A 21,223-nucleotide genomic window follows, 5' to 3' on the forward strand; every position below is an offset into this window, starting at 1 on the left:
ACCAAGATTTTTGCCTTTCGTCAATACTTTTTACAAAGTTTTTATAATAAATATGGAATTATTTTCTCTGCTAGAGTTTTATAGGCTTTTCCTGCTTCACTAGACTCGCCATAGATAGCTGATGTATAGCCATTTCCATTGAAATCTGGTTGTTCGATTGGCAATTGAATTAAAAGTTGTGTTTCTAGGTCAGCAGCAACTTTTTCTCCGCCACCTTGTCCAAATATTTTTAAGGTTTGTCCATCTTCAAGTTTTAGGTAGGACATATTTTCAATTACACCAATAATGTTATGGTTATTTTTCGAAGCCATATATCCCGCACGTGATGCAACTGATGCCGCTGCGAAATGTGGCGTTGTAACGATAATTTCATTGCATTTTGGAATTAAGGTGTGAATATCTAGAGCGACATCCCCAGTTCCAGGTGGCAAGTCAATTAGCAAGTAATCTAATTTTCCCCATCTCACTTCTTCTAAAAACATCTTTATCATTTTTCCTAGCATCGGGCCACGCCAAATAACTGGTTCGCCAGACTCTACAAAGAAATCCATCGAGATCATTTGGATACCGTTTGTTTCTACAGGGATAATTTGTCCATTTTCTTTACGCGGGGATTCTGTTGTTCCGAGTAATACTGGGATACTGAAACCATATATATCCGCATCAAGTAAGCCTACTTTTTTACCCTGTTGAGCTAAGGCTATCGCTAGGTTTGCTGCGACAGTCGATTTCCCAACGCCTCCCTTGCCACTTGCTATTGCTAAAAATTTAGTTTGGCTAGTTTCTGAAAGGATGTTATCTCTTGCTTGAAAAATGCGGTCAATTACTGCAGCCGGTAAGTATTCAAGTTCAATATTGATTTCATTTACACCGAATTGCGTTAGAAGTTCTTCTATATTATGAACAAAATGATCTGTTTCTATCGCTGGATCCGCTAAGGCAATTTTAATATTTGCGCTTTCTCCAAGGACCTGCACTTCTAAAATACCTTCTGTTTCTTCCAAACTAGCTTCCAAAACAGGATCTTGCAGTCGATATAATAATCTAGTAATTTGTTGTTCGTTTAACATAGTTACAAACCTCCATAAATGAATGCGCTGACATACTGAATATTATAGCATGGCTCCTTCTTTTTTTCACATATTCAATATTTATGTACTTCACTCTATAAATAATTTCACAAATTTTACACATTTTGGCAATTGACGTTAAAGCTATATATACCAGTCACTTCAGCATTTTGTCTTTGTTTCGTCATCGAACTGTAATAGAACTATTTCTTTATTTATTGCTAAAATAAGCGCAGATATAGTAAAAAGGAGTGCGTTCGATTTTGGAGAGAAATTTTATAAAACCAGGGATTATCTTGCTCATTGTGGCATTTTTAGTAGTTTCTTTAAATGTTGGAGCAGAAACGGGAAATTCAAGAGTTGCTCAAAATTCATTAACTTCTTCGCAACAAACATTTATCGATGAGATTTTACCTGCTGCAGAAGACGGTTACCGAGATGGCAAGCTTTTGACTAGTGTAACTCTTGCTCAAGCTATTTTAGAATCTAACTGGGGTAAAAGTGGTTTAAGCAAGAATTCTAATAACTTATTTGGAATTAAAGGTCAGTATGAAGGTAAATCTGTTTCTATGGGGACGATGGAAGCTTCCGGGGCAACTACGGCTGATTTCCGCGTTTATCCTAGCTGGAAAGAATCAATTGAAGACCATACGAACTTAATTACGCAAAATGCACGCTATCAAGGTGCTGTAGGTGAAACTGATTATCGTAAAGCCTTGCAAGCGATAAAAGATGGCGGTTACGCTACCGCACCCGATTATGTTTCTAAATTAGTCGCTATTATTGAACGTTACAATCTGGATCAATACGATGTTGTTTATGATAAAATTGAATACCAAAATAAAATCGCTGCTATAGGTACAGTCAATGCAAATAAAGAACAAGAAACTATTTGGTCTGCACCATTTAATACTACTAATTCTGAGGAAGTCGGCACATTAGCGAACTATACAAATCGCAATTTAGAAATTTCTTGGGAAGCGAAAACAGAAAAAGGTTTGTGGTATTTTTTACGTGAAAACAATAAAGACATTGGTTGGGTAAATAGCTCGGCGCTTACTTTGAGTTATCATCAAAATAACGACGAAAATGTTGATACAACAAAATATGTAGATGACTTAAATGCTCATATTTATCGCTTACCTAGTCCGGAACAGCAGTTTGACAATGGTACGATTGCAAAATATGACCGAAAAGCACTTCACGCTGATAAGAAAATAACACGTGATGGTTATGCATGGTTCCGTCTTTCAGAAAGTAGTAAAGTAATCGGCTGGGTTCGCTCAGACAAATTGAACGACCGCTTATATGATCGTATCACGGAACAAAATAGCTTTGATGGCTACGCGACTGTAAGTAAGTCGGCAACAGATAATGTCTGGAGCGCCCCTTTTAATACAAAAAATGCGGAGAAACTTGCCCCGCTTAGTGACTATGACACTCAAAAACTAGAATTAGTTACACGCGCCAAAGTCGGAAACACGCTATGGTACGAATTTAAAATAGACGGCGAAGTAGTTGGTTGGGTTAGTGAAAAAGATGTAAATATCATTTATACTCCTGAAGCTGAAAAACCAATAACTCAAGTCTCCTATTTAAAAAATCCCGCAGCAATGCTTTACAACAAACCAGTCGAAGCAACGAGCGCTGAAACAAAAGCAGTCGGTTTCTATTATGGTAAATTGCTGATAGTAGATAAAGAAGCGACGATTCAAGACGAACAGTGGGTGCATATTAAAGAAAATAATAACTCCCTCGGTTGGATTAAAGCAACAGATATTCAAAGTTAATAACAAAGAGACCCAGATAAATGCTCGGGTCTCTTTTCTTGTATTAAATATTTATTTTGCGACTCGCCATCCATTTAACCATTTCTGGATCTGCGTGAGAGAAAAATTGACTTTCGCCTTGATTAAGGGTCGCAATCGCACTCTTATCTTCTTCGGACAGTTCAAAATCAAATACAGCTAAATTTTGCGCCATTCGTTCAGGTTTTACAGACTTAGCTAAAACAATAATATCCTGCTCTATTAACCAACGTAAAATCACTTGTGCTACTGATTTCCCGTATTTTTCGGCAATTTTAGTCAAAATCGGATTGGTGAAAATATCATTTTTCCCTTCCGCAAAAGGAGCCCACGCTTCAACAGCCACGCCTTCTTTTCGTAATGCTTCAATATTCTTTGTTTGTTGTTGGAAAGGGTTGATTTCGATTTGATTAACTTGGGGTGTTGTATCATTGAAGGCAGCTAAATCAACTACTCGGTCTACACCAAAATTCGATACACCAATAGCTTTAATTTTACCTTGAGCTTGTAGTTCTTCCATCGCCATCCAAGCGCCGTACACATCATTATATGGTTGGTGAATTAGTAATAAGTCAATATAGTCTAGCCCAAGACGTTTTAATGAGCGATCAAACGAACTCATGACTCCTTTATAACTAACATTTTCCACCCAAATCTTTGTTGTGATAAATAACTCTTTGCGATCCACACCAGATGCGGCTATCCCGCGTCCTACCGCTTCTTCATTCATATAACTTTGCGCAGTATCAATATGACGATACCCAGCAGCAATCGCCTCTTTGACTGCTTGTTCCGCTTCACCAGCATCGGTAATTTGGTACGTTCCAAAACCAAGAATAGGTACTTCTATACCATTATTTAATTTCACTGTTTTCATTTTAAAATCCTCCTCTTATCTTTAAAATTTGTCCCGTTCCCATAATTTTTCTACGTTATCTGCAGTTAGTTCCCCTGTTTTAAACTGGGCAATGTGACTATCGTACGTATCGATTTTGTATACAAGTAAATCTCTAACTTGTTTCATCTCAGCTAGTTTTTCGTCTAATTCTTTTAGTTGGTCAATTAAAACTTGTTTTTGAGCAGCTTCGACATTCTCTGTTTCTCTTAGTTGGGCAAGTGTCGCAAACTCAATTAAAGATTCCACTGACAACCCCGCATTCCGCAAACTCTTCACAAGATAAACCCAGTTCAAGTCGCTTGTCTTATAGTCCCTGTAGCCACTTTCATTACGATGGACAGGCGGAATAACCCCAACTCGCTCATAGTAACGCAATGTATCGACCGTAAGCCCAAACATTTCGGCCGCTTGTTTGATATTCATCATCGATCACCTCACTTCGTCTTTACATATTGAATTATAAACCCTGGAGTTCACACCAAGGCAAGGGTTTTAGGTTTATTTTTTTAAGGAAAGAAAAAACTCTCTGCGGGTGAGAGAGTTTTATTTGTTTAGCAGGATAATTTTTTGAATGTATTTAGGGTCTATTTGTCCCGGTGAGGTTTCTTGGATTGGGTAATCCTTGGTTAAAATGATTTTTACGTTGTCGTTTTTGTTTAGTTCGGTTAGTTTTATTTTGTTTCCATTTTTGTCGTAATATTTGTCCCCGATGCCAAAACGTATGGCGGATTCCGGATTATCCTTATCATTTTTCTCTTTGAAATTGTTAATTAAAATTGCATTCGTTTCTACTTGCTCTATGGTACCTGTTGCTTCTGTATATTCTATTTTTGTTTGTTTTTCGGTGGTGGAGCATGCTGTTAGTAGTACGGTTAGACATAAAATAAAAATGATTGAGGTTTTTTTCATGAATGGAGTCTCCTTTTTATTTTAAGTGATATATGTAAAAGTCTTATTTTTAATAATTAATAGTTCTCTGTCTCTTAAAATCAACTTTTCTGGCGTTAAATCTTCTATAGCTAATTCTGTTTTATTCGTCAAAGGTAAGTTTTCTTCGCCGTTCCATGAAGTGTATAGTTCAAGGATATCGCTTTCTTTACTAGCTTTTATAATATAATCGTGTAGTATTTTTAAACTTTTAGATTCATAATCATTATTTTGCTCTTCACCTTTTAACGGTAATTTCCCTTCACTTATAGCGACTTGGAAATTGCAAATTGGGTTAAAATGTTCGGAGTAGGAAAATTTTTCATTTGTACGCTCATCAACGTTTTCTTCAAAATTCAAGCTCAGGAAGTCTAAGTCGTTTTGATATATATAATTTGTCTTATTTTCGAATGTCGTAGTTTTTAGTGCTGCTTTTGAAGCGAGGTAGTGGTATTGTGTCATGTGTTGGGGCCTCTCTTTCATAATGGTGTAACTTTTCTAGTTGGAGTAGGTTAAGAGATGGGTTTTTAGTATTCAAAATAGCATAGCTCTAAAACTTTTATTTTTCACTATACCAAATATAAACCGTTTTGTTAGCATTCAAAATAACTTAGCTCTAAAACGAAGCCAATTCACAAACCTCCCTTCGCCGCGTTTTGTTAACATTCAAAATAACATAGCTCTAAAACGGTTACAACATCGATAAAACAATTCATCCGGTTTTGTTAGCATTCAAAATAACATAGCTCTAAAACGGAAAGGATAAACGTGTGACTGTTTTCGAGGTTTTGTTAGCATTCAAAATAACATAGCTCTAAAACAGGGTCACAGTTAGACCAGATATTGCTGTAGTTTTGTTAGCATTCAAAATAACATAGCTCTAAAACTATGGCAAAATAACATTTCACTTCAATAGAGTTTTGTTAGCATTCAAAATAACATAGCTCTAAAACTTACAACACTTTCGAATGGAATGATATGTAGTTTTGTTAGCATTCAAAATAACATAGCTCTAAAACTTGGATAGTAGGTACTGAGCTAACTGGTCTGTTTTGTTAGCATTCAAAATAACATAGCTCTAAAACTCACCTGCATCTTTTGCCTTCCAGAGTCGCGTTTTGTTAGCATTCAAAATAACATAGCTCTAAAACGATATCGTCAGCGTCTGTACGCCGAACCGCGTTTTGTTAGCATTCAAAATAACATAGCTCTAAAACAACCGGTGAATCTAGTGAAGCTGTTACTAGGTTTTGTTAGCATTCAAAATAACATAGCTCTAAAACTCAGCAACTTTATTAAATAAATCCCTGTTAGTTTTGTTAGCATTCAAAATAACATAGCTCTAAAACCCCCGCCTTATACATTTTGACAGGCGTTGGTTTTGTTAGCATTCAAAATAACATAGCTCTAAAACTCATAGCTCTGTGAATAACATGTAACGCCTGTTTTGTTAGCATTCAAAATAACATAGCTCTAAAACATTTGGAATCGTATATCTAAAAATGAAGTAGTTTTGTTAGCATTCAAAATAACATAGCTCTAAAACCATCGACGATAGTTTCTTGATCGCCTTTAAGTTTTGTTAGCATTCAAAATAACATAGCTCTAAAACTCTGAGTTGGTCTGGATGATGATTAAAATGGTTTTGTTAGCATTCAAAATAACATAGCTCTAAAACCGAAAGAACACTTAAAGTTAGAACATGACGGTTTTGTTAGCATTCAAAATAACATAGCTCTAAAACGCGGTAGCTGTAATAAATGAGCTATGATGTGTTTTGTTAGCATTCAAAATAACATAGCTCTAAAACCTACTGTGTTTTTCATATCTTCGTTTAAGCGTTTTGTTAGCATTCAAAATAACATAGCTCTAAAACCGTAAAAATATCGGAGGAGGAACAAAGATGGTTTTGTTAGCATTCAAAATAACATAGCTCTAAAACAACTGCCTTCATGCAATTCGTTGGAATGACGTTTTGTTAGCATTCAAAATAACATAGCTCTAAAACACTCGTCCCACCACATCATGAACGCGTCTAGTTTTGTTAGCATTCAAAATAACATAGCTCTAAAACCATAAACAATAACAGCTTTGTCTTTATAGAGTTTTGTTAGCATTCAAAATAACATAGCTCTAAAACAACAAGAGAGTTGACGAAAGAAGAACAAGAGTTTTGTTAGCATTCAAAATAACATAGCTCTAAAACCTCGTAGAATTTTTTTATTCTCCTAGATTTCGTAATCGCGCCATTCATCCATAGCAAGATTTCAATTTTGAATGCTTATTTTATGGTTCACATAAAATCTATTTAGTTTTCAAAGATCATTTGAGCTTTACATTCCTTTTTCCACTTGTAAAAAATAATCTGAATCTAGAATAACCTGCGAAAATCCTTCTGTTTTTCGAGGTTCAACAAATAAAACTTTTACTTGGTTTAACGAGATATAGCGCCTTAGCTCTAGTAACTCATCTTCTGTTAAATAGGCACATACATTAATAAAAACCAACAATTTTTTCTTTGATAAGTATTTATAGACTTGTACTATTTCAATTAATTTTTCAAAAACGGTATCACTTTTTGTCTCTATCTTGATACCCAAAGCTTTGAATAATTCAATGACTGTAATTTCATCTTCCTCTAAATCCAGTTCATGCTCCAGAAGCTCATAACCAATCAACTCACTAATCGTTGCAGTCAGCTTATCAATCATTGATTTTACTTCCGGCTTTTCATTAAGTTGCTGTTCTAAATCAGCATAAATTAGTTTTAAAGTTGCCAGAGAATTAATATCATGTCCCAATACATCTGTAATCAACATTAGTTCGCTACTTTTTAAAGGCTGCTGTTTCGCACCAAAAATCGTTAATTCTTCTGTTTCGTCGTATTGATACAACCACTTAGTAACATTGGCAAAAACACGCACATCTTCTATTGCAAATATGGTCGAATCTTTAATAATTATAGGCTCGTCAAGCAGTTTGAAATTAAAATTCATCCATATCATCTCCCAAGAAAATAAGTCTCGAATCCGAATTACCTACACTTTTATTCTGTTCTCCACTTAAATATACCATGCGCGCAAATTGTTTTTCCGTCACAGTTAATAAAGTAATCAACCCTTTTTTAGGATTTTGCTGTTTCAAGCGAGCTAGCATAGCTTTACTAGCTGTGCCATTTAATAAAATTTTACTATAAACGGAATATTGATGCATAATAAAGCCTTCACTTAATATAAAGCGTCGGAATTGACGATAGGCTTTTCTTTCTTTTGCGGTATCTGTCGGCATATCAAACATTAATAACATTCTCATATATCGATAACTCATATCCTAAATTCAGGAACTCCTTCCCTTTCTTCATTTAAGACCTTTACTATCTTCTTAGTATAATCATTTGCAATATTGGTTAAAAACATATGCTGGTTATTATAGTCAAACTGCTTGATGAACATTTCGAATAATGAGCGTTTGATTACTTGAAAATCCTCATTGCGTTTTTCATACACGATTTGATCTACTAGTGGTCTAAAAGGTTCCATTATATCACTGGCAAAATTGAAATCGTTAAACTGATTAGAATGCTTTAAACCAAATTGCGTCATACATCCTGATTTCACCAATTCTCTCGCAAAAACACTTAGCAATAATGTATAACCATAATTCAATCCGCTATTAATGTCATTTTCCTGTTCCCTCGTAAAATCATTTCCAAAAAGTTGATTAAAATATATTCTAGCTGCGTGTCCTTCACGATTGGTCGGATCAAATGTCTCTAAAGTTTCATGTAGCTTTATCAATGAATCTGCCTTCTCATCGTAATTTAGCATAGATAAAAATGTACTCTGATTTAAGATTTTTTGAGAAATAATTTCAGTCCATACAGTTGCCTTCGACTCAAACTCCCATTCCAATTGCTTCGATAATTGCAAACTACTGTCATGCCGCCCATAAAAAGGAAGTACCTTTCCAATAGGCAGTCGCTTATCATCACAAAAAAGAATCAAAATATTTTCAGCTACTAAGCAGTTAATTAACATCGTAGTCAAAGTAATATCTGTTGTCTCTAATATAAGTACATCAATTTCTGATAGATGAATCATTTCCTGTTGATAGGCAGATTTAAAAACAAGATGGTGGTTTTTATACGATAGTTTCGAATGAGAATTTACAACAACTGTCCGCCATCCCATTTAGTCATCCAGCCTTTTTCGTGATTCATATAGTCCTGTGATTGATTGGTAGATTATGGTGGAGCTTAATAGTTCTTTTAGATTGTTATATCTTTTACGCTCAATAGTGGTTTCAAAAAATTTAAAACTTGCCGGAGCACCCATCGCATTGAATGCCATTAAATCAACAAAAGATCGTGCAATTGCCTTGATGTCACCTTCTTTATTTTGCTCAAAAAGCTGATTAATTTTGTTTAGATTAGCTTCAGCTAACGTATATCTTTTGGCAAATTCTGATACGTGCGCTAGTAGTTCAGCAAACATTTCTCTATTACTTTCAATATAATCAAGGCTTTTCCCATCACTTGCCTCACAATTTGCCGCATGGTGTAGTAATGTTACCAGGTGGTTTGGCAATACCTGCTGATTTCCTTTCTGAGCTTCATTAGCACTAGCCAGCATTCTCCGACGTCCTTCCTCACATTCATATAACGTATATTTCGGTAATTTCGCGAGGACTTTAGGCTGACGATAACCTTGTTCTTCTAAAAAGGCTTTCTCATCTTTTTCAAATGCTTTACGTTCCATGATAGTAACACGGATAATTTTTTTCTCGAAAACTAATTTATTTTTCCCTTTTGCATATTCAATAACCACTGCATATGCCATATTAGGGCTATCAAGACCACCATATTTCATCGGGTCCCAATTAGTTTTTCTAGGAATTAATTTACTGGAATTTCCTTTGGGCTTAATTGTAGCTTTTGAAAATTCTCCTTTTTGAATTTCTGTTTTCTTAACAATATTCATTTGTCGATAACTCATGACTTTTTTGACAGTATCCAAATATTTTTTATCCCAAAGAATTTCACCGTTTTCATCTATTATTCGATCTTTTTGCGCAAAGAATAACATGATGTTTGTATAAAATTGTTTTTTCGCCGTAGCTTTATTCGCTTTAAACCAATCAAATTGATGGTAATCGCCGTAAACAAATTCCGGCTCTAATTGAGGATATACTTTTAATAACGTATTCGCGACTACCCCATTTAAATAAGCATCATGAGCGTGGTGATAATCATTAACTCCACGCACCTTATACAATTGAAATTGCTTACGGAATTGGCTAACCAGTGCAGATTTTAATGTTACAATCCGAACTTGCTTCATAGTATTCCCATGATCGTCTTTTTCATAATTAAAACGTTGATGTAAAATATTAGCTACATTCTTCGTTATTTGACGAGTTTCCACTAATTGCCGATGAATAAATCTCGCTTTATCCGCTTCTGTAAGACCACCACGTTCAGCTTTAGTTAAATAATCAAATTTACGTTTACTCATCAAATTCCCTTGGTATAACTTCTCCCAGAATACTTTTCTCTTTCGAACGATCTCTAGTGGTGGAACATCATCCCCTTTTTCCCGATTCCCAGCCGAACTTGTTAACACAAGATTATCAACGGAGTTATCTGTTATAAAACTCTGTGGCACAATATGATCAATATCATAATTAGAAAGATTATGAATATCTAATTCTTGTCCAGTATACATATCCTTACCATTTTGCAAATAATATAAATACAATCTATTATTTCTTAATTCTTGATTATCAGTCGGATGCTCTTTTAGAATTTGACTACCAAATTCTTTAATCGCTTTTTCTAATGATTTATAACGTGGTCTAGAATTATTTTTTCCTTTTCCTGTTGTTTGATTTTCTCTTGCCATTTCCACAACAATAGTTTGAGGTGGGTAGCCCATTACACTAACAAGTTCATCGACAATTTTCAAGCTTTGTAAAATACCTTTTTTTATAGCCGGGCTACCAGCAAGGTCTGCCACAATACTTTGAATATCTTTATCTGCTGTAGTTACTTGTTCTTTTTCAATTATTGATTTAAAAGATAAATTACTGTCATTTATAAGTTGCATCAGATTACGATTAAGCCCATCATCATTCATCAAATAATCTAAAATAGTTAAGTGAGATTGCTTATCACGAATTCCCATTAATAACTTAGCTGATAACCTTCCCCATCCTGTATAATGTCGTCGTTCTAATTTTTTCAAAACAACCCCATCTAAAACATCAGAAAATTGCTGTAACTGCTCTTTAATCATACGTTTATCTTCAAACACAGTTAAAATTTTGACTATATTTTCTAGCATTTCCGTATTTACTGGGTTATCAAGGATTTCTTGTTTTATCCCTACCTTGAGTAAATCATGATAGGTAGAATAACTTGAATTAAACGAGTCTTCCAGGCCTTCAATAGTTGGACTTTCAACATGGCTCATATTGCGTAAGAACAGCTCTAAATCCTTCTTTTTAACTTTACGCTTTTGCTTAAATAAGTCATTAAAAATCTGTTCTTTTTCCTGCCCAGAAAAATAGCTAGTCTTCCCTTGGTCATTAATGTATCTAACTTTGGTTAACTCATTATAAACCAAATATTTTTGATAACAGAGACTGTGTTTAGGCAATACATTTTCTTTAGGTAAATATGTATCTTTATTGGTCATCTTTTCAATGAAATCGACCGCTGACTTACCGAAATCCACTTTCTCTTCTATATTCCACGGTCTAATCTCACCATCAGCTTTTCTTGTTAACCATGCGAATTCGCTCTGTCCGTTAGCTAGCGGACCAACAAAATATGGAATTCTAAAAGTTACTAAACTTTTGATTTTATCATAGTTTTCTTTTAAAAAAGGATAATATTTTGCTTGCTGGTGTAAAATAGCTTCTAATTCTTCTAAATGTAATTGATGCGGGATAGCCCCATTATCAAAGGTTCGTTGTTTTCGTAAAAAGTTTTCTTTTTCTATTTTAGCAATAAAATAATCGGCGCCTTCAATGTTCTCTAATGTTGTTTTCATGTATTTATAGAAGTCTGCCTGCTTTGTTTTACCGTCTATATAACCTGCGTAACCATGTTTTTCGGTATTACTAAATATTTCTTCATAGTGTTTAGGAAGATGGAGCTTGATAAATGCTTTCAATTCCCCTAAATCTTCTTCATGTGTATCAAAACGTTCAATCATACTTGCGGATAACTTCGCGTTTGTTTCAGCCTCAGCCACTGTGATAATACTAGATAACACCACAGCACTATATGCATTTTTCGCTGCAACAAAAAGTTCCGCATATTCATCTCCAATTAGCGCTAACAAAGACTCTAAATCTTCTTCATAGCTATCTTTCGCACATTCAATATCCGATTTCTCAATAAGATCAAAAGGCTTTTGAAAATTCCCTTTACTGCCTACAATCAAGCTGATAAACTGAGCAAACATTCCGGCAGATTTTTCACCAGGGTATAATTTTAAAATTCTCTCAAGTTTTTCTTTTCGCGTAACTTTTTCAACGAGAATTTTAGCTACGTCCTTATTATCTTCCAATTTTTTTAGCGAACCGTCTTCAATGCCACTTGCAAACACTTGATTATATGTTTGTATAAATTGCTTATATATTCCATCAACAGAAGTATTTTGGGTATCTAATGCTCCCTCAATTAAAAAGTTCCCTCGATATTTTATAATATGAGCTAAAGCTAAATAAACTAATCTTAAATCAGCTTTTTCTGAAGAATTAACGAGTTCTTCTCTCAGGTGATAAATGGTTGGGTAGTTTTTGTGGTATTCTACTTCTTCCTCTATAGTCGCAAAAAAAGGATGACGACTATTTCTTTTTTCGTTATCAACATAAAAGCTATCACTTAATCGGCAAAAGAAATTTGCATCCACCTTAGACATTTCTTCCGCAAATATCCCTTGTAAATACGAAATACGATTGCGTCTTCTCTCTATTCTCCTTCTAGCTGTTCTAGTCATTCTTCTATCAGCTGCCGTTTGACCCTCATCAAATAGTCTAACTCCCCAGAAATTTTTCTTTATCTGTTTTTTCTCAGAGTCTCCAGCAATTTTCATTTTCCTCTTCACTAAATCATATTGATCTGTTAACACTGCCCATCCAACCGAGTTTGTTCCTATGTCTAGTCCAATCGTGTACGGTTTTTTCATTTTTTTCATCCCTTCAATAATTTTTAGTTGCATTCTTTTTATAATTTGGTACAATGTATGTATTGTTAGTATTCAAAATAACATAGCAAGTTAAAATAAGGCTTTGTCCGTTATCAACTTTTAATTAAGTAGCGCTGTTTCGGCGCTTTTTTTTGTACACTTTTTTAAGAACTCAAAATTGCAACAATTCCTTATTTCTATGTATATTAAGATATACCATTTATACTAGTAATCACTTCATTCATCTATTTATCTAACTATTATGAACCTTAAATTATTATAGCATATTTCGATAAATTTGTTATAATAATCACAATAAAACATTCAAACCAAATTTTTCCGGAATCGTGTTTCTGCATGGTTCCTTTTTTTTACTTTTCTCATATATTTAAGCAAACAAAAAAAGCACCAGCAAAAGCTGGTGCTTTGAAACGATTGATTAACGTTTTGAGAACTGAGGTGCACGACGCGCGCCTTTAAGTCCGTATTTTTTACGTTCTTTCATACGTGGGTCACGAGTAAGTAGGCCAGCAGATTTAAGTGCTGGGCGGTACTCAGGGGCCACTTGTAATAGTGCACGAGCTACACCATGACGGATAGCACCGGCTTGACCAGTGTAACCACCACCGTGAACGTTTACTAGTACATCATAGTTACCTAAAGTTTCTGTAGCTACTAAAGGTTGTTTGATAACTTCACGAAGAGCTGCAAATGGGATGTAATCTTCCCAGTCTCTATTGTTAATAACGATTTTGCCGTCGCCTGGTACTAAACGTACGCGAGCTACAGAGCTTTTACGACGACCAGTTCCGTAATATTGTACTTGAGCCACTTAGTATTCCTCCTTTATTAATTAACCGCGTAATTCGTATACTTCTGGTTTTTGAGCTGCATGTTCGTGCTCAGATCCACCATATACGTGTAATTTTTTGAATAATTGACGTCCAAGAGAATTTTTTGGAAGCATACCTTTGATAGATAGTTCTAATAATTTCTCAGGATTGTTTGTACGCATTTCACCTGCAGTACGAGATTTCAAACCGCCTGGATATTGAGAGTGACGGTAGTAAATTTTGTCAGTAGCTTTTTTACCAGTAAGACCAATCTTACCAGCGTTGATGATGATTACAAAGTCTCCAGTGTCGATATGTGGAGTAAATTGTGGTTTGTTTTTTCCGCGAAGAATTGAAGCAACTTCACTGGATAAACGTCCTAAAGAAACACCAGTAGCGTCGATAACGTACCATTTACGTTCTACTTCGCCGGGTTTCGCCATATAAGTTGTACGCATGAATTACCCTCCTAAATAAATTGAAACAAATTAGCTCCCGAAAACTGTTCCTAATTCCCGAAATGCTATTCTATATTTTTATTGTTTAAACACAACAACCTTCCGGGGCTTATTGTGGGGCAAACAATACCATAGTCCATAATACAGTTTTTAGAGTAAAAAGTCAATGCGTTCTGTAAAAAAACATCCAATTTTTATTCATAATCAACTCGCCATAAATACAACCCTTGTGGCGGCGCAGTTTTACTAATTAATTTTTGACGATCATGCGCTAATAAGGCTTTCGTAATATCATCTGGAGAAATCCGACCTTGACCTGCATCAAGCAATGTCCCTGTCAAAATCCGCACCATATTATACAAAAAGCCATTCCCTTGAAACGCAATCACTAACGTCTCGGCATCCTCTTCATAAAAGTCGATACTATAAAGCGTCCGCACTTTAGAATCCCGCTCCGTTCTAGCCGAACAAAAACTAGTAAAGTCATGTTCGCCAATTAGGCGTTCGCTTGCTTGCTTCATTTTTGCAATATCTAATTCATATGGATAATGTAGCGCAAAGTTTCGACTAAAAGGATCAAAAATTTTCGTCCGTTTTATAACATAACGATATTCTTTTCCAACCGTGCCAAATCTAGCGTGAAAATCGGCCGGGGCCTCCTCAACCGTTAAAAAACTAATATCAAACGGCGTCATCACTTGCAAAGCTTTTTGGAATTTTTCTGCTGTAATATCCAGTTCCGAATCAAAATGGATTACCTGTCCTTTCGCATGAACGCCGGTATCTGTTCTTCCTGAAGCTGTAATCCGAACGCTCTTACCTTTATGCATTTTTTCAAGCGCTTTTTCAATTTCTGCTTGAACCGTCCGTGTATTCGGCTGCACTTGGTATCCGAAAAAACCACTTCCGTCATAAGAAATTATTGCTTTATATCGTGTCATCCATTTCAACTCCGCAACCAAAATAATAATCCACTTAACACCGCTAAAGAAATTAACAAGCATGTGTCCGCGAATCGCCAGCGTAACAAGCGAAATCTCGTTCTCCCTTTACCACCACGATAACCACGAGCTTCCATTGCAATCGCTAAATCTTCCGCACGTTTAAACGCACTAATAAAAAGTGGCACGAGTAGCGGAATAATCGCCTTGATTCGGTCACTCCATTTTCCACTAGTAAATTCAACGCCACGAGCTTTTTGCGCTTTTAAAATTTTCTCCGTTTCATCCATCAATGTTGGAATAAATCGCAAGGAAATACTAAGCATTAAAGCCAGTTCATGCACTGGTAAATGTACTAAGCGAAACGGCGCCAAAATTTTCTCAAGACCGTCTGTCAGTTCAATCGGGCTTGTTGTTAATGTTAGCAGCGTTGTCATAAATATAATGAGAACAAAACGACAAAACATCATCGCCCCGTTCGCCAGTCCGAGTGTTGTTATTTGTAAAAGTCCTAAATCAACTAAAACTGTCCCGCCTTTTGTAAAAAAGACTTGCAGCAATAAAGTAATTAAAATAAGCCAAAAAATCGGTTGTAACCCTTTAATAAAAAATAAAAATGGCACTTTCGAGGTTAGGACTAAATACAAAACATACGCAAACATAAGCGCATAGGTCAGCCAATTGTTCGCTAAAAAAACAATCGCGATAAACGCCATAACAGCAGTGATTTTCGCACGTGGGTCAATTCGATGTAACCAAGAGTTTCCCGGGATATAACGCCCGAGAATCATTTTTTCCATCATAATTAAGCCCCGCCCTTCGCTAAGTAAGGCGCCATTTCAGCTGTTAATTCAGCGATTGTTAAACAAGTTTTTGTTAATTTAACATTAAACTTGCGCTCAAAAAGCCCTTGGAATCTCACCACATCCGGAACAGATAAGCCAAGGTCCACAAGTTCATCTGGCTTCGCAAAAATTTCTCGCGGCGATCCAATTTTCAGAACCGTTCCAGCTTTCATTAAAACAATCTTTTCAGCGTAACGTGCAGCATCTTCCATACTATGTGTGACAAGGACTGTCGTTAGTCCTTTTTCTTTATGAAGGTTATAGAACATCTCCATAATTTCTTCGCGGCCATGAGGGTCTAGTCCTGCAGTTGGCTCATCTAACACAAGTACTTCTGGATCCATCGCTAAAACTCCAGCAATTGCTACCCGGCGCATTTGTCCACCAGAAAGTTCAAACGGGGAACGTGACAAAATTTCTTCTGTCAGCCCTACTTCATAAATTACTTTTTTAGCCCGAAGTTTCGCATCTTCCTCAGAAACGCCAAAATTCATTGGCCCAAAGCAAATATCCTTCTCGACCGTTTCTTCAAAAAGTTGTGCTTCCGGGAATTGGAAAACAATCCCAACTTTTTTGCGTAAATCGCGTAGTTTCTTTTGTTTAACTCCCGCGACAATTTCTCTATCGCCAACCGTGATTTTACCTTCAGTCGGCATCAAAAGCGCGTTAAGATGTTGTAGCAATGTTGATTTCCCAGAGCCAGTATGACCAATAATTGCAGAATAGCTACCAGAATCAAAGGAAACATTTACATCAAGCAATGCTCTCTTTTCAAAAGGGCTATTTTTTTGATAACAATAACCTAGTTGTTCGAGTTTAATTTCCATAATTGATCTAGTAATGCTCCTTCCGATAGCACGGTACTCCCTGTTTCAAAGCCACCTGCAACTAATTTTTCTTGTAATTCAATAATAAATGGAACGCCTAAGCCAATTGCTCGCATTGCATCTGCTTGCTCGAAAATTTCTTTTGGCGTGCCTTCACTGTGTATTTCTCCATTATTCATAACAATGACCCGGTCCGCAAAAAGCACTTCATCCAAATCATGCGTAATAGAAATAACGGTAATATCCTCTTGTTCGCGCATAATCCGAATAGTCTCCATTACTTCGGCGCGCCCTCTTGGATCAAGCATGGAAGTTGCTTCGTCCAAAATAATCACATCTGGTTGAAGCGCCAAAACACCCGCAATAGCGACACGTTGCTTTTGACCACCAGAAAGTCTAGCGGGTTCATGTAGCGCGTAGCTTTGCATACCAACCTCATTAAGCGCCGATTCCACTCGCTCCACCATCGTATCATGTGGGACTCCGTGATTCTCTAGCCCAAACGCAACATCATCCTGTACAGTTGCACCGACAAATTGGTTATCTGGATTTTGAAAAACCATTCCCACTTGTCGTCTAATTTCCCATATATTTTTTTCAGACAAAACAAAGTGTCCGATTTTAATTAAGCCATCTTCCGGAAAAAGTAAGCCGTTTAGTAATTTCGCAATAGTGGATTTACCTGAACCATTATGACCAACTAGCGCGACCCATTCCCCTTTTTGAGCAGAAATTGATACATCTTTGACTGCATATTTTTCCGTATCCTCATATTTATAAAAAACGTGCTCTAATCTCACAAAACTTTCTGCCACGCCTAACACCTCACTTTTTGACCATTCATTGTTTATTATAGTATAAACATCCATCTGGCGCAAAATTTCCTTTTTGATTGTTTTGCTTTTTAGCTAACGGGAATATATTAACGTTAAGGATGTGATAGCTATGTTAGCAGATTTTATTTTACGCCTTGTTGTTGCTGGTCTCCTTGGAGCAGTTATTGGACTTGACCGAGAAATTCGGGCAAAAGAAGCCGGATTCCGGACACATTTTCTCGTTTCACTTGGTAGTGCTTTAATTATGATTGTTTCTCAGTACGGTTTTTCCGAAATCGCCACTATGCAAACTGTATCATTTGACCCTAGTCGTGTCGCTGCCCAAGTGGTAAGTGGTATTGGCTTTATTGGCGCTGGTACGATTATTATTCAAAAGAAATTTGTTCGTGGATTAACGACAGCGGCAGGACTTTGGGCTACAGCAGGGATTGGTCTCGCTGTTGGTGCTGGTATGTATTGGGTTGGAATTGCCGCGACATTACTCACACTCATTGGTTTAGAATTTCTCAGTATCATCTTTAAATCCGTTTCGCTCCATACAACGTCACTTATTTATTCCACTGATAAACAAGAAAACTTAGTAAAAATCACTGACAAAATCCAGCAAAATAAACAACAAATAATTTCGTACTCTAGTGAAAAAGAATTGGTCGGAAAAAGTCTATTTATCCGGGTCAATATCGTTGTAAAAACCAAGAATAAGAACGACGAATATGAACTATTTCACTTTATTCAAACGCTTCCCGATGTCACGATTGAAAAAATGGAATAAATTAGATATTTATAGCACATTTTGATTAATTTGTTCACAGAATATCCATTTACTTACATCTTCCCGTTTTGCTATAATTCACCCGTCAACACTAACAGAATAGAGAGAAGGGATGAGATGAAAAACTTTGTAACTTCAGAACGTTCGATTCATAAGATGGATGAATCAACACAACCTGTGCTTACAGTCAAAGATGGCTCCGTTGTGACAATAAAAATAAAAGATCACTTCAATGGCCAAATCAACAAAGAACAGCTTCACTACGGGGAAATAGATTGGAAGCAGTTTTCGCCCACCACAGGCCCAATTTGTATTGAAGAAGCGCGCCCAGGGGACTTACTCGCAGTAACCATTGAAAAAATCACCCTCACAAGTAAAGATGTCGTTTTATTAAATGGACCTACTATCGGTGTAACAGATGATTTACTACCAAATAATTGTATCCGCCGCTATAAAATCAAACAGAATAAGATTATTTATTCCGATGAAATCCACGTACAATTACAAAAAACAATTGGTCTATTAAAAACCGAATCCATTCATCAAACAAAACCATTTCATATCCCTACTAAACACGGCGGGACACTTGACTCTCCCGATATAACAGAAGGCGCTACAATATTTTTACCAGTAGAAAAATTCGGGGCAATGCTCCATGTAGCTGATATAAGAGCAACTACAGGTTTCGGAAAAACAACATCAACCAGCGCTGAAGTCCCTGCAGAAGTAACATTACGGCTACAATTACTCAAAAACAAAACAGCCCCAACACCGATTATTATTCATAAAAACAACCTAATCTGCCTCGGCTCTGAACTCACTACCGAAAAAGCAACAAAAAAAGCATTACAAAACATGTTAAACGTACTAATGGAATCAGATAAAATAACACTAGAAGATGCAATATTTTTATTATCTTTACAAGCTGATTTTGAAGTTTGCAGGCTGAATAAAGCAAACGTCACAACAAGTATCAAGCTTCCATTAAGTAGTTTCCCAGAGATGCCTTTCCTATAAAAAGAAGCCCGTTCGCAAAAGTTATCGCGAACGGGCTTCTTTTAAATTTGTTCAAAAAAACTTCCTTGGTATTTTTTATGAAGAAATCTCGCTAATTTTCTCGCTTCCGTTTCAACAAATTTTTGGTTTTTCTTCGTCATCTTTTTAGTAAGAAAGAAGGTGAATGTTACGTTATCCCCTGTTATCTTATATCTCCAAGTTCCGTAAAACAAGCCATTTATAATTAAAACAGCCTCAATTTGCCCAGCTGGACGCCAAATCAAACTTGTTTCAGTTGCATCAGCTAACCAGTCTTTTTTCCCGTAGCTAACAAAAAGTGGATCGAATTTTCCTAGTAAAAGCGGCCGTTGTTGTTCTAAGTCAGTTTGAATTTCTGTTTTGCTATAGTAAATCTGGCCGTCCTCACCTAAGTAACTAAAATAATTTTCAAGAGCCGCCTCAAGTGTTTGTTGGAATTCAAACTTCCGCAGGCCTGTCCAATGTTTGAAATCCCGAATTGTAGCTGGACCGTAAGCGCTAAAGTAACTGTCAATCATTACCTCAAGTCCACCTTCATTACGACCAGTTTCTAGCCAATTAGTTTGTTTTTCTGCACTAATCCAATTTCTATGGCTATAAAATCTTGTTTTAGGTGATTCCGGTACACAAAAGAGCGTGCCATCAAGCGATCCTTGAATAAAAACACCACCCCATAGCATAAGTTCTTTAGCGTGCTGTCCTAATAATTCAGCAAATGCTTCTTTCGGTATTTTCTCTTCGCTTAAAAGAAGTTGCTCCATATCCTCTAGCAGTAAGTCTAAATCATGCCCTAGAGAGTCAGCGTGCTTTTTTAACCAATTATTCTTATCCGAATAAACATCATGCACAAAAAACCAGTCAGAAGGCGTATACATATGCACAGTCATCCTTTGACCCCATATTTTAATTAAATCTTTTTGGTCGTAATCATGTTGAAGTTTTTCTTTTGTAAGATTAGGAACGCGATTAAACAAACTAATTTCACCAAACTGTTGATACTGTGATTGAATGCCAAATAACGCACGAGAAGCATCCGGTGCGCTAGAAAATTTATTTTGTAATAGACCTGAATTGTATAACCGATTTTGAGCTATTTGCGAGTTAGTGACTGATTGCATACCTAGTTCCCCCTCGAAACAAATCTTTGAGGTTTACTATAGATGCTTTCAGAATAAAAGGCAAGCGAAAAAATACAGCTTTTCAAGTTTGACCCACAAACGAAGCATGTCCGTAAAGCAGGTCAAACAAAAAAAGCCTGCCTCCTAGCCTACGATTAAATAGACTAGGAAACACAGAGCTAGACAAGGAAACACGAAGTCTCCATATCATGACACTCCACTTGCTTTAAACGTTTTATTATTAAACTAATTCAATAATAACCATTGGTGCGCCGTCACCGCGACGTGGACCTTTTTTCAAGATACGAGTGTAACCACCTTGACGTTCCGCGTAACGTGGAGCAACATCATCAAATAGTTTTTGTAGAGCGTATACAGGACGGTTTTTCTTCACAGTAGAACCATCTTTACCTTTAGCATCTACTTGTACTACTTCTACAACTTCATGACGGATGAAAGCAGCTGCTTGACGACGAGCGTGCAAGTCTCCTTTTTTCCCAGAAGTGATTAGTTTTTCAACAACTTTACGAATCTCTTTAGCGCGAGCTTCTGTTGTTTCAATACGTTCATGTACGATTAAATCCGTTGCAAGATCACGTAGTAACGCTTTACGTTGTGAGCTTGTACGACCTAATTTTCTGTAACCCATGGAATTGCCTC

At 36.3% G+C, this 21,223-nt stretch carries 20 protein-coding genes and 1 CRISPR repeat array; of the genes, 3 read left to right on the forward strand and 17 right to left on the reverse strand.

The genetic code is table 11. The features are described 5' to 3' along the window. Positions 1 to 41: 41 nt before the first annotated feature. The gene (locus PQQ29_RS13155; RefSeq protein WP_153648569.1) at positions 42 to 1,070 is read right to left on the reverse strand and encodes an Mrp/NBP35 family ATP-binding protein; all 1,029 of its coding nucleotides are present in this window, start codon (positions 1,068 to 1,070) and stop codon (positions 42 to 44) included. Between the two features lie 263 nt (positions 1,071 to 1,333). Between PQQ29_RS13155 and PQQ29_RS13160 the strand changes: the two genes are divergently transcribed. Beyond that, a complete protein-coding gene (locus tag PQQ29_RS13160; protein ID WP_187983839.1) occupies positions 1,334 to 2,860 on the forward strand; it encodes a GW domain-containing glycosaminoglycan-binding protein in 1,527 nt (508 codons plus the stop codon). A 43-nt stretch (positions 2,861 to 2,903) separates the two neighbouring features. Here PQQ29_RS13160 and PQQ29_RS13165 read toward each other — a convergent pair whose 3' ends face one another. From PQQ29_RS13165 to PQQ29_RS13230, 14 genes are all read right to left on the reverse strand, one after another. Beyond that, positions 2,904 to 3,755 (reverse strand): aldo/keto reductase, encoded by an 852-nt coding sequence (locus tag PQQ29_RS13165; protein WP_187983838.1) that lies wholly within the window; start codon positions 3,753 to 3,755, stop codon positions 2,904 to 2,906. Between the two features lie 21 nt (positions 3,756 to 3,776). Next, positions 3,777 to 4,199 carry a MerR family transcriptional regulator gene (locus tag PQQ29_RS13170; RefSeq protein ID WP_010991366.1) on the reverse strand — a complete coding sequence of 141 codons (423 nt, stop codon included), beginning with the start codon at positions 4,197 to 4,199 and terminating at the stop codon, positions 3,777 to 3,779. Positions 4,200 to 4,319: 120 nt separating this feature from the next. Beyond that, positions 4,320 to 4,685 (reverse strand): outer membrane protein assembly factor BamD, encoded by a 366-nt coding sequence (locus PQQ29_RS13175; RefSeq protein WP_045554499.1) that lies wholly within the window; start codon positions 4,683 to 4,685, stop codon positions 4,320 to 4,322. 21 nt (positions 4,686 to 4,706) lie between these two features. Then, a complete protein-coding gene (locus PQQ29_RS13180) occupies positions 4,707 to 5,165 on the reverse strand; it encodes a hypothetical protein (protein WP_207578832.1) in 459 nt (152 codons plus the stop codon). A 59-nt stretch (positions 5,166 to 5,224) separates the two neighbouring features. Beyond that, a CRISPR array of direct repeats spans positions 5,225 to 6,909; the repeat unit is 36 nt; unit sequence GTTTTGTTAGCATTCAAAATAACATAGCTCTAAAAC. Between the two features lie 127 nt (positions 6,910 to 7,036). Then, positions 7,037 to 7,699, reverse strand: coding sequence for a type II-A CRISPR-associated protein Csn2 (csn2, locus tag PQQ29_RS13185; protein WP_045554501.1), 663 nt, complete (start codon positions 7,697 to 7,699; stop codon positions 7,037 to 7,039). Next, positions 7,689 to 8,030 carry a CRISPR-associated endonuclease Cas2 gene (cas2, locus tag PQQ29_RS13190; RefSeq protein ID WP_045554502.1) on the reverse strand — a complete coding sequence of 114 codons (342 nt, stop codon included), beginning with the start codon at positions 8,028 to 8,030 and terminating at the stop codon, positions 7,689 to 7,691. Before cas2 ends, csn2 begins: the two co-directional genes overlap by 11 nt. Next, complete coding sequence (cas1, locus tag PQQ29_RS13195; protein ID WP_045554503.1) at positions 8,027 to 8,893, reverse strand: type II CRISPR-associated endonuclease Cas1; 867 nt, start codon at positions 8,891 to 8,893, stop codon at positions 8,027 to 8,029. The genes cas2 and cas1 overlap by 4 nt, the downstream gene beginning before the upstream one ends. Beyond that, on the reverse strand, positions 8,894 to 12,898 hold the full coding sequence (gene cas9 / locus PQQ29_RS13200; RefSeq protein WP_187983841.1) for a type II CRISPR RNA-guided endonuclease Cas9: 4,005 nt from the start codon (positions 12,896 to 12,898) through the stop codon (positions 8,894 to 8,896). Positions 12,899 to 13,337: 439 nt separating this feature from the next. Next, positions 13,338 to 13,730: a 30S ribosomal protein S9 gene (gene rpsI, locus PQQ29_RS13205; protein ID WP_003726075.1), complete on the reverse strand. Its 393-nt coding sequence runs from the start codon at positions 13,728 to 13,730 to the stop codon at positions 13,338 to 13,340. Positions 13,731 to 13,751: 21 nt separating this feature from the next. Further along, positions 13,752 to 14,189 carry a 50S ribosomal protein L13 gene (gene rplM, locus PQQ29_RS13210; RefSeq protein WP_003764106.1) on the reverse strand — a complete coding sequence of 146 codons (438 nt, stop codon included), beginning with the start codon at positions 14,187 to 14,189 and terminating at the stop codon, positions 13,752 to 13,754. A gap of 194 nt (positions 14,190 to 14,383) precedes the next feature. Beyond that, positions 14,384 to 15,130, reverse strand: a complete 747-nt coding sequence (gene truA / locus PQQ29_RS13215; RefSeq protein WP_003764107.1) for a tRNA pseudouridine(38-40) synthase TruA — start codon at positions 15,128 to 15,130, stop codon at positions 14,384 to 14,386. Positions 15,131 to 15,135: 5 nt separating this feature from the next. Next, entirely contained in the window at positions 15,136 to 15,933 is a 798-nt protein-coding gene (locus PQQ29_RS13220; protein WP_010991370.1) for an energy-coupling factor transporter transmembrane component T family protein, read from the reverse strand. Positions 15,934 to 15,935: 2 nt separating this feature from the next. After that, positions 15,936 to 16,802 (reverse strand): energy-coupling factor ABC transporter ATP-binding protein, encoded by an 867-nt coding sequence (locus PQQ29_RS13225; protein ID WP_003764109.1) that lies wholly within the window; start codon positions 16,800 to 16,802, stop codon positions 15,936 to 15,938. Next, positions 16,778 to 17,617 carry an energy-coupling factor ABC transporter ATP-binding protein gene (locus PQQ29_RS13230; protein ID WP_010991371.1) on the reverse strand — a complete coding sequence of 280 codons (840 nt, stop codon included), beginning with the start codon at positions 17,615 to 17,617 and terminating at the stop codon, positions 16,778 to 16,780. The genes PQQ29_RS13225 and PQQ29_RS13230 overlap by 25 nt, the downstream gene beginning before the upstream one ends. A gap of 130 nt (positions 17,618 to 17,747) precedes the next feature. On the opposite strand from PQQ29_RS13230, the gene PQQ29_RS13235 reads away from it, so the two are divergent. Together PQQ29_RS13235 and PQQ29_RS13240 are read left to right on the forward strand one after the other, a co-directional pair. After that, on the forward strand, positions 17,748 to 18,410 hold the full coding sequence (locus tag PQQ29_RS13235; protein ID WP_045552815.1) for an MgtC/SapB family protein: 663 nt from the start codon (positions 17,748 to 17,750) through the stop codon (positions 18,408 to 18,410). A gap of 117 nt (positions 18,411 to 18,527) precedes the next feature. After that, positions 18,528 to 19,427, forward strand: a complete 900-nt coding sequence (locus tag PQQ29_RS13240; RefSeq protein ID WP_187983837.1) for an acetamidase/formamidase family protein — start codon at positions 18,528 to 18,530, stop codon at positions 19,425 to 19,427. Between the two features lie 41 nt (positions 19,428 to 19,468). Here the strand turns inward: PQQ29_RS13240 and PQQ29_RS13245 are convergent, their stop codons facing one another. Next, entirely contained in the window at positions 19,469 to 20,563 is a 1,095-nt protein-coding gene (locus tag PQQ29_RS13245; RefSeq protein ID WP_187983836.1) for a DNA glycosylase AlkZ-like family protein, read from the reverse strand. A 241-nt stretch (positions 20,564 to 20,804) separates the two neighbouring features. Then, positions 20,805 to 21,212 (reverse strand): 50S ribosomal protein L17, encoded by a 408-nt coding sequence (gene rplQ / locus PQQ29_RS13250; protein WP_003768456.1) that lies wholly within the window; start codon positions 21,210 to 21,212, stop codon positions 20,805 to 20,807. Between the last annotated feature and the right edge of the window lie 11 nt (positions 21,213 to 21,223).

It is taken from the genome of Listeria innocua (assembly GCF_028596125.1).
GTDB classification, from domain to species: domain Bacteria; phylum Bacillota; class Bacilli; order Lactobacillales; family Listeriaceae; genus Listeria; species Listeria innocua.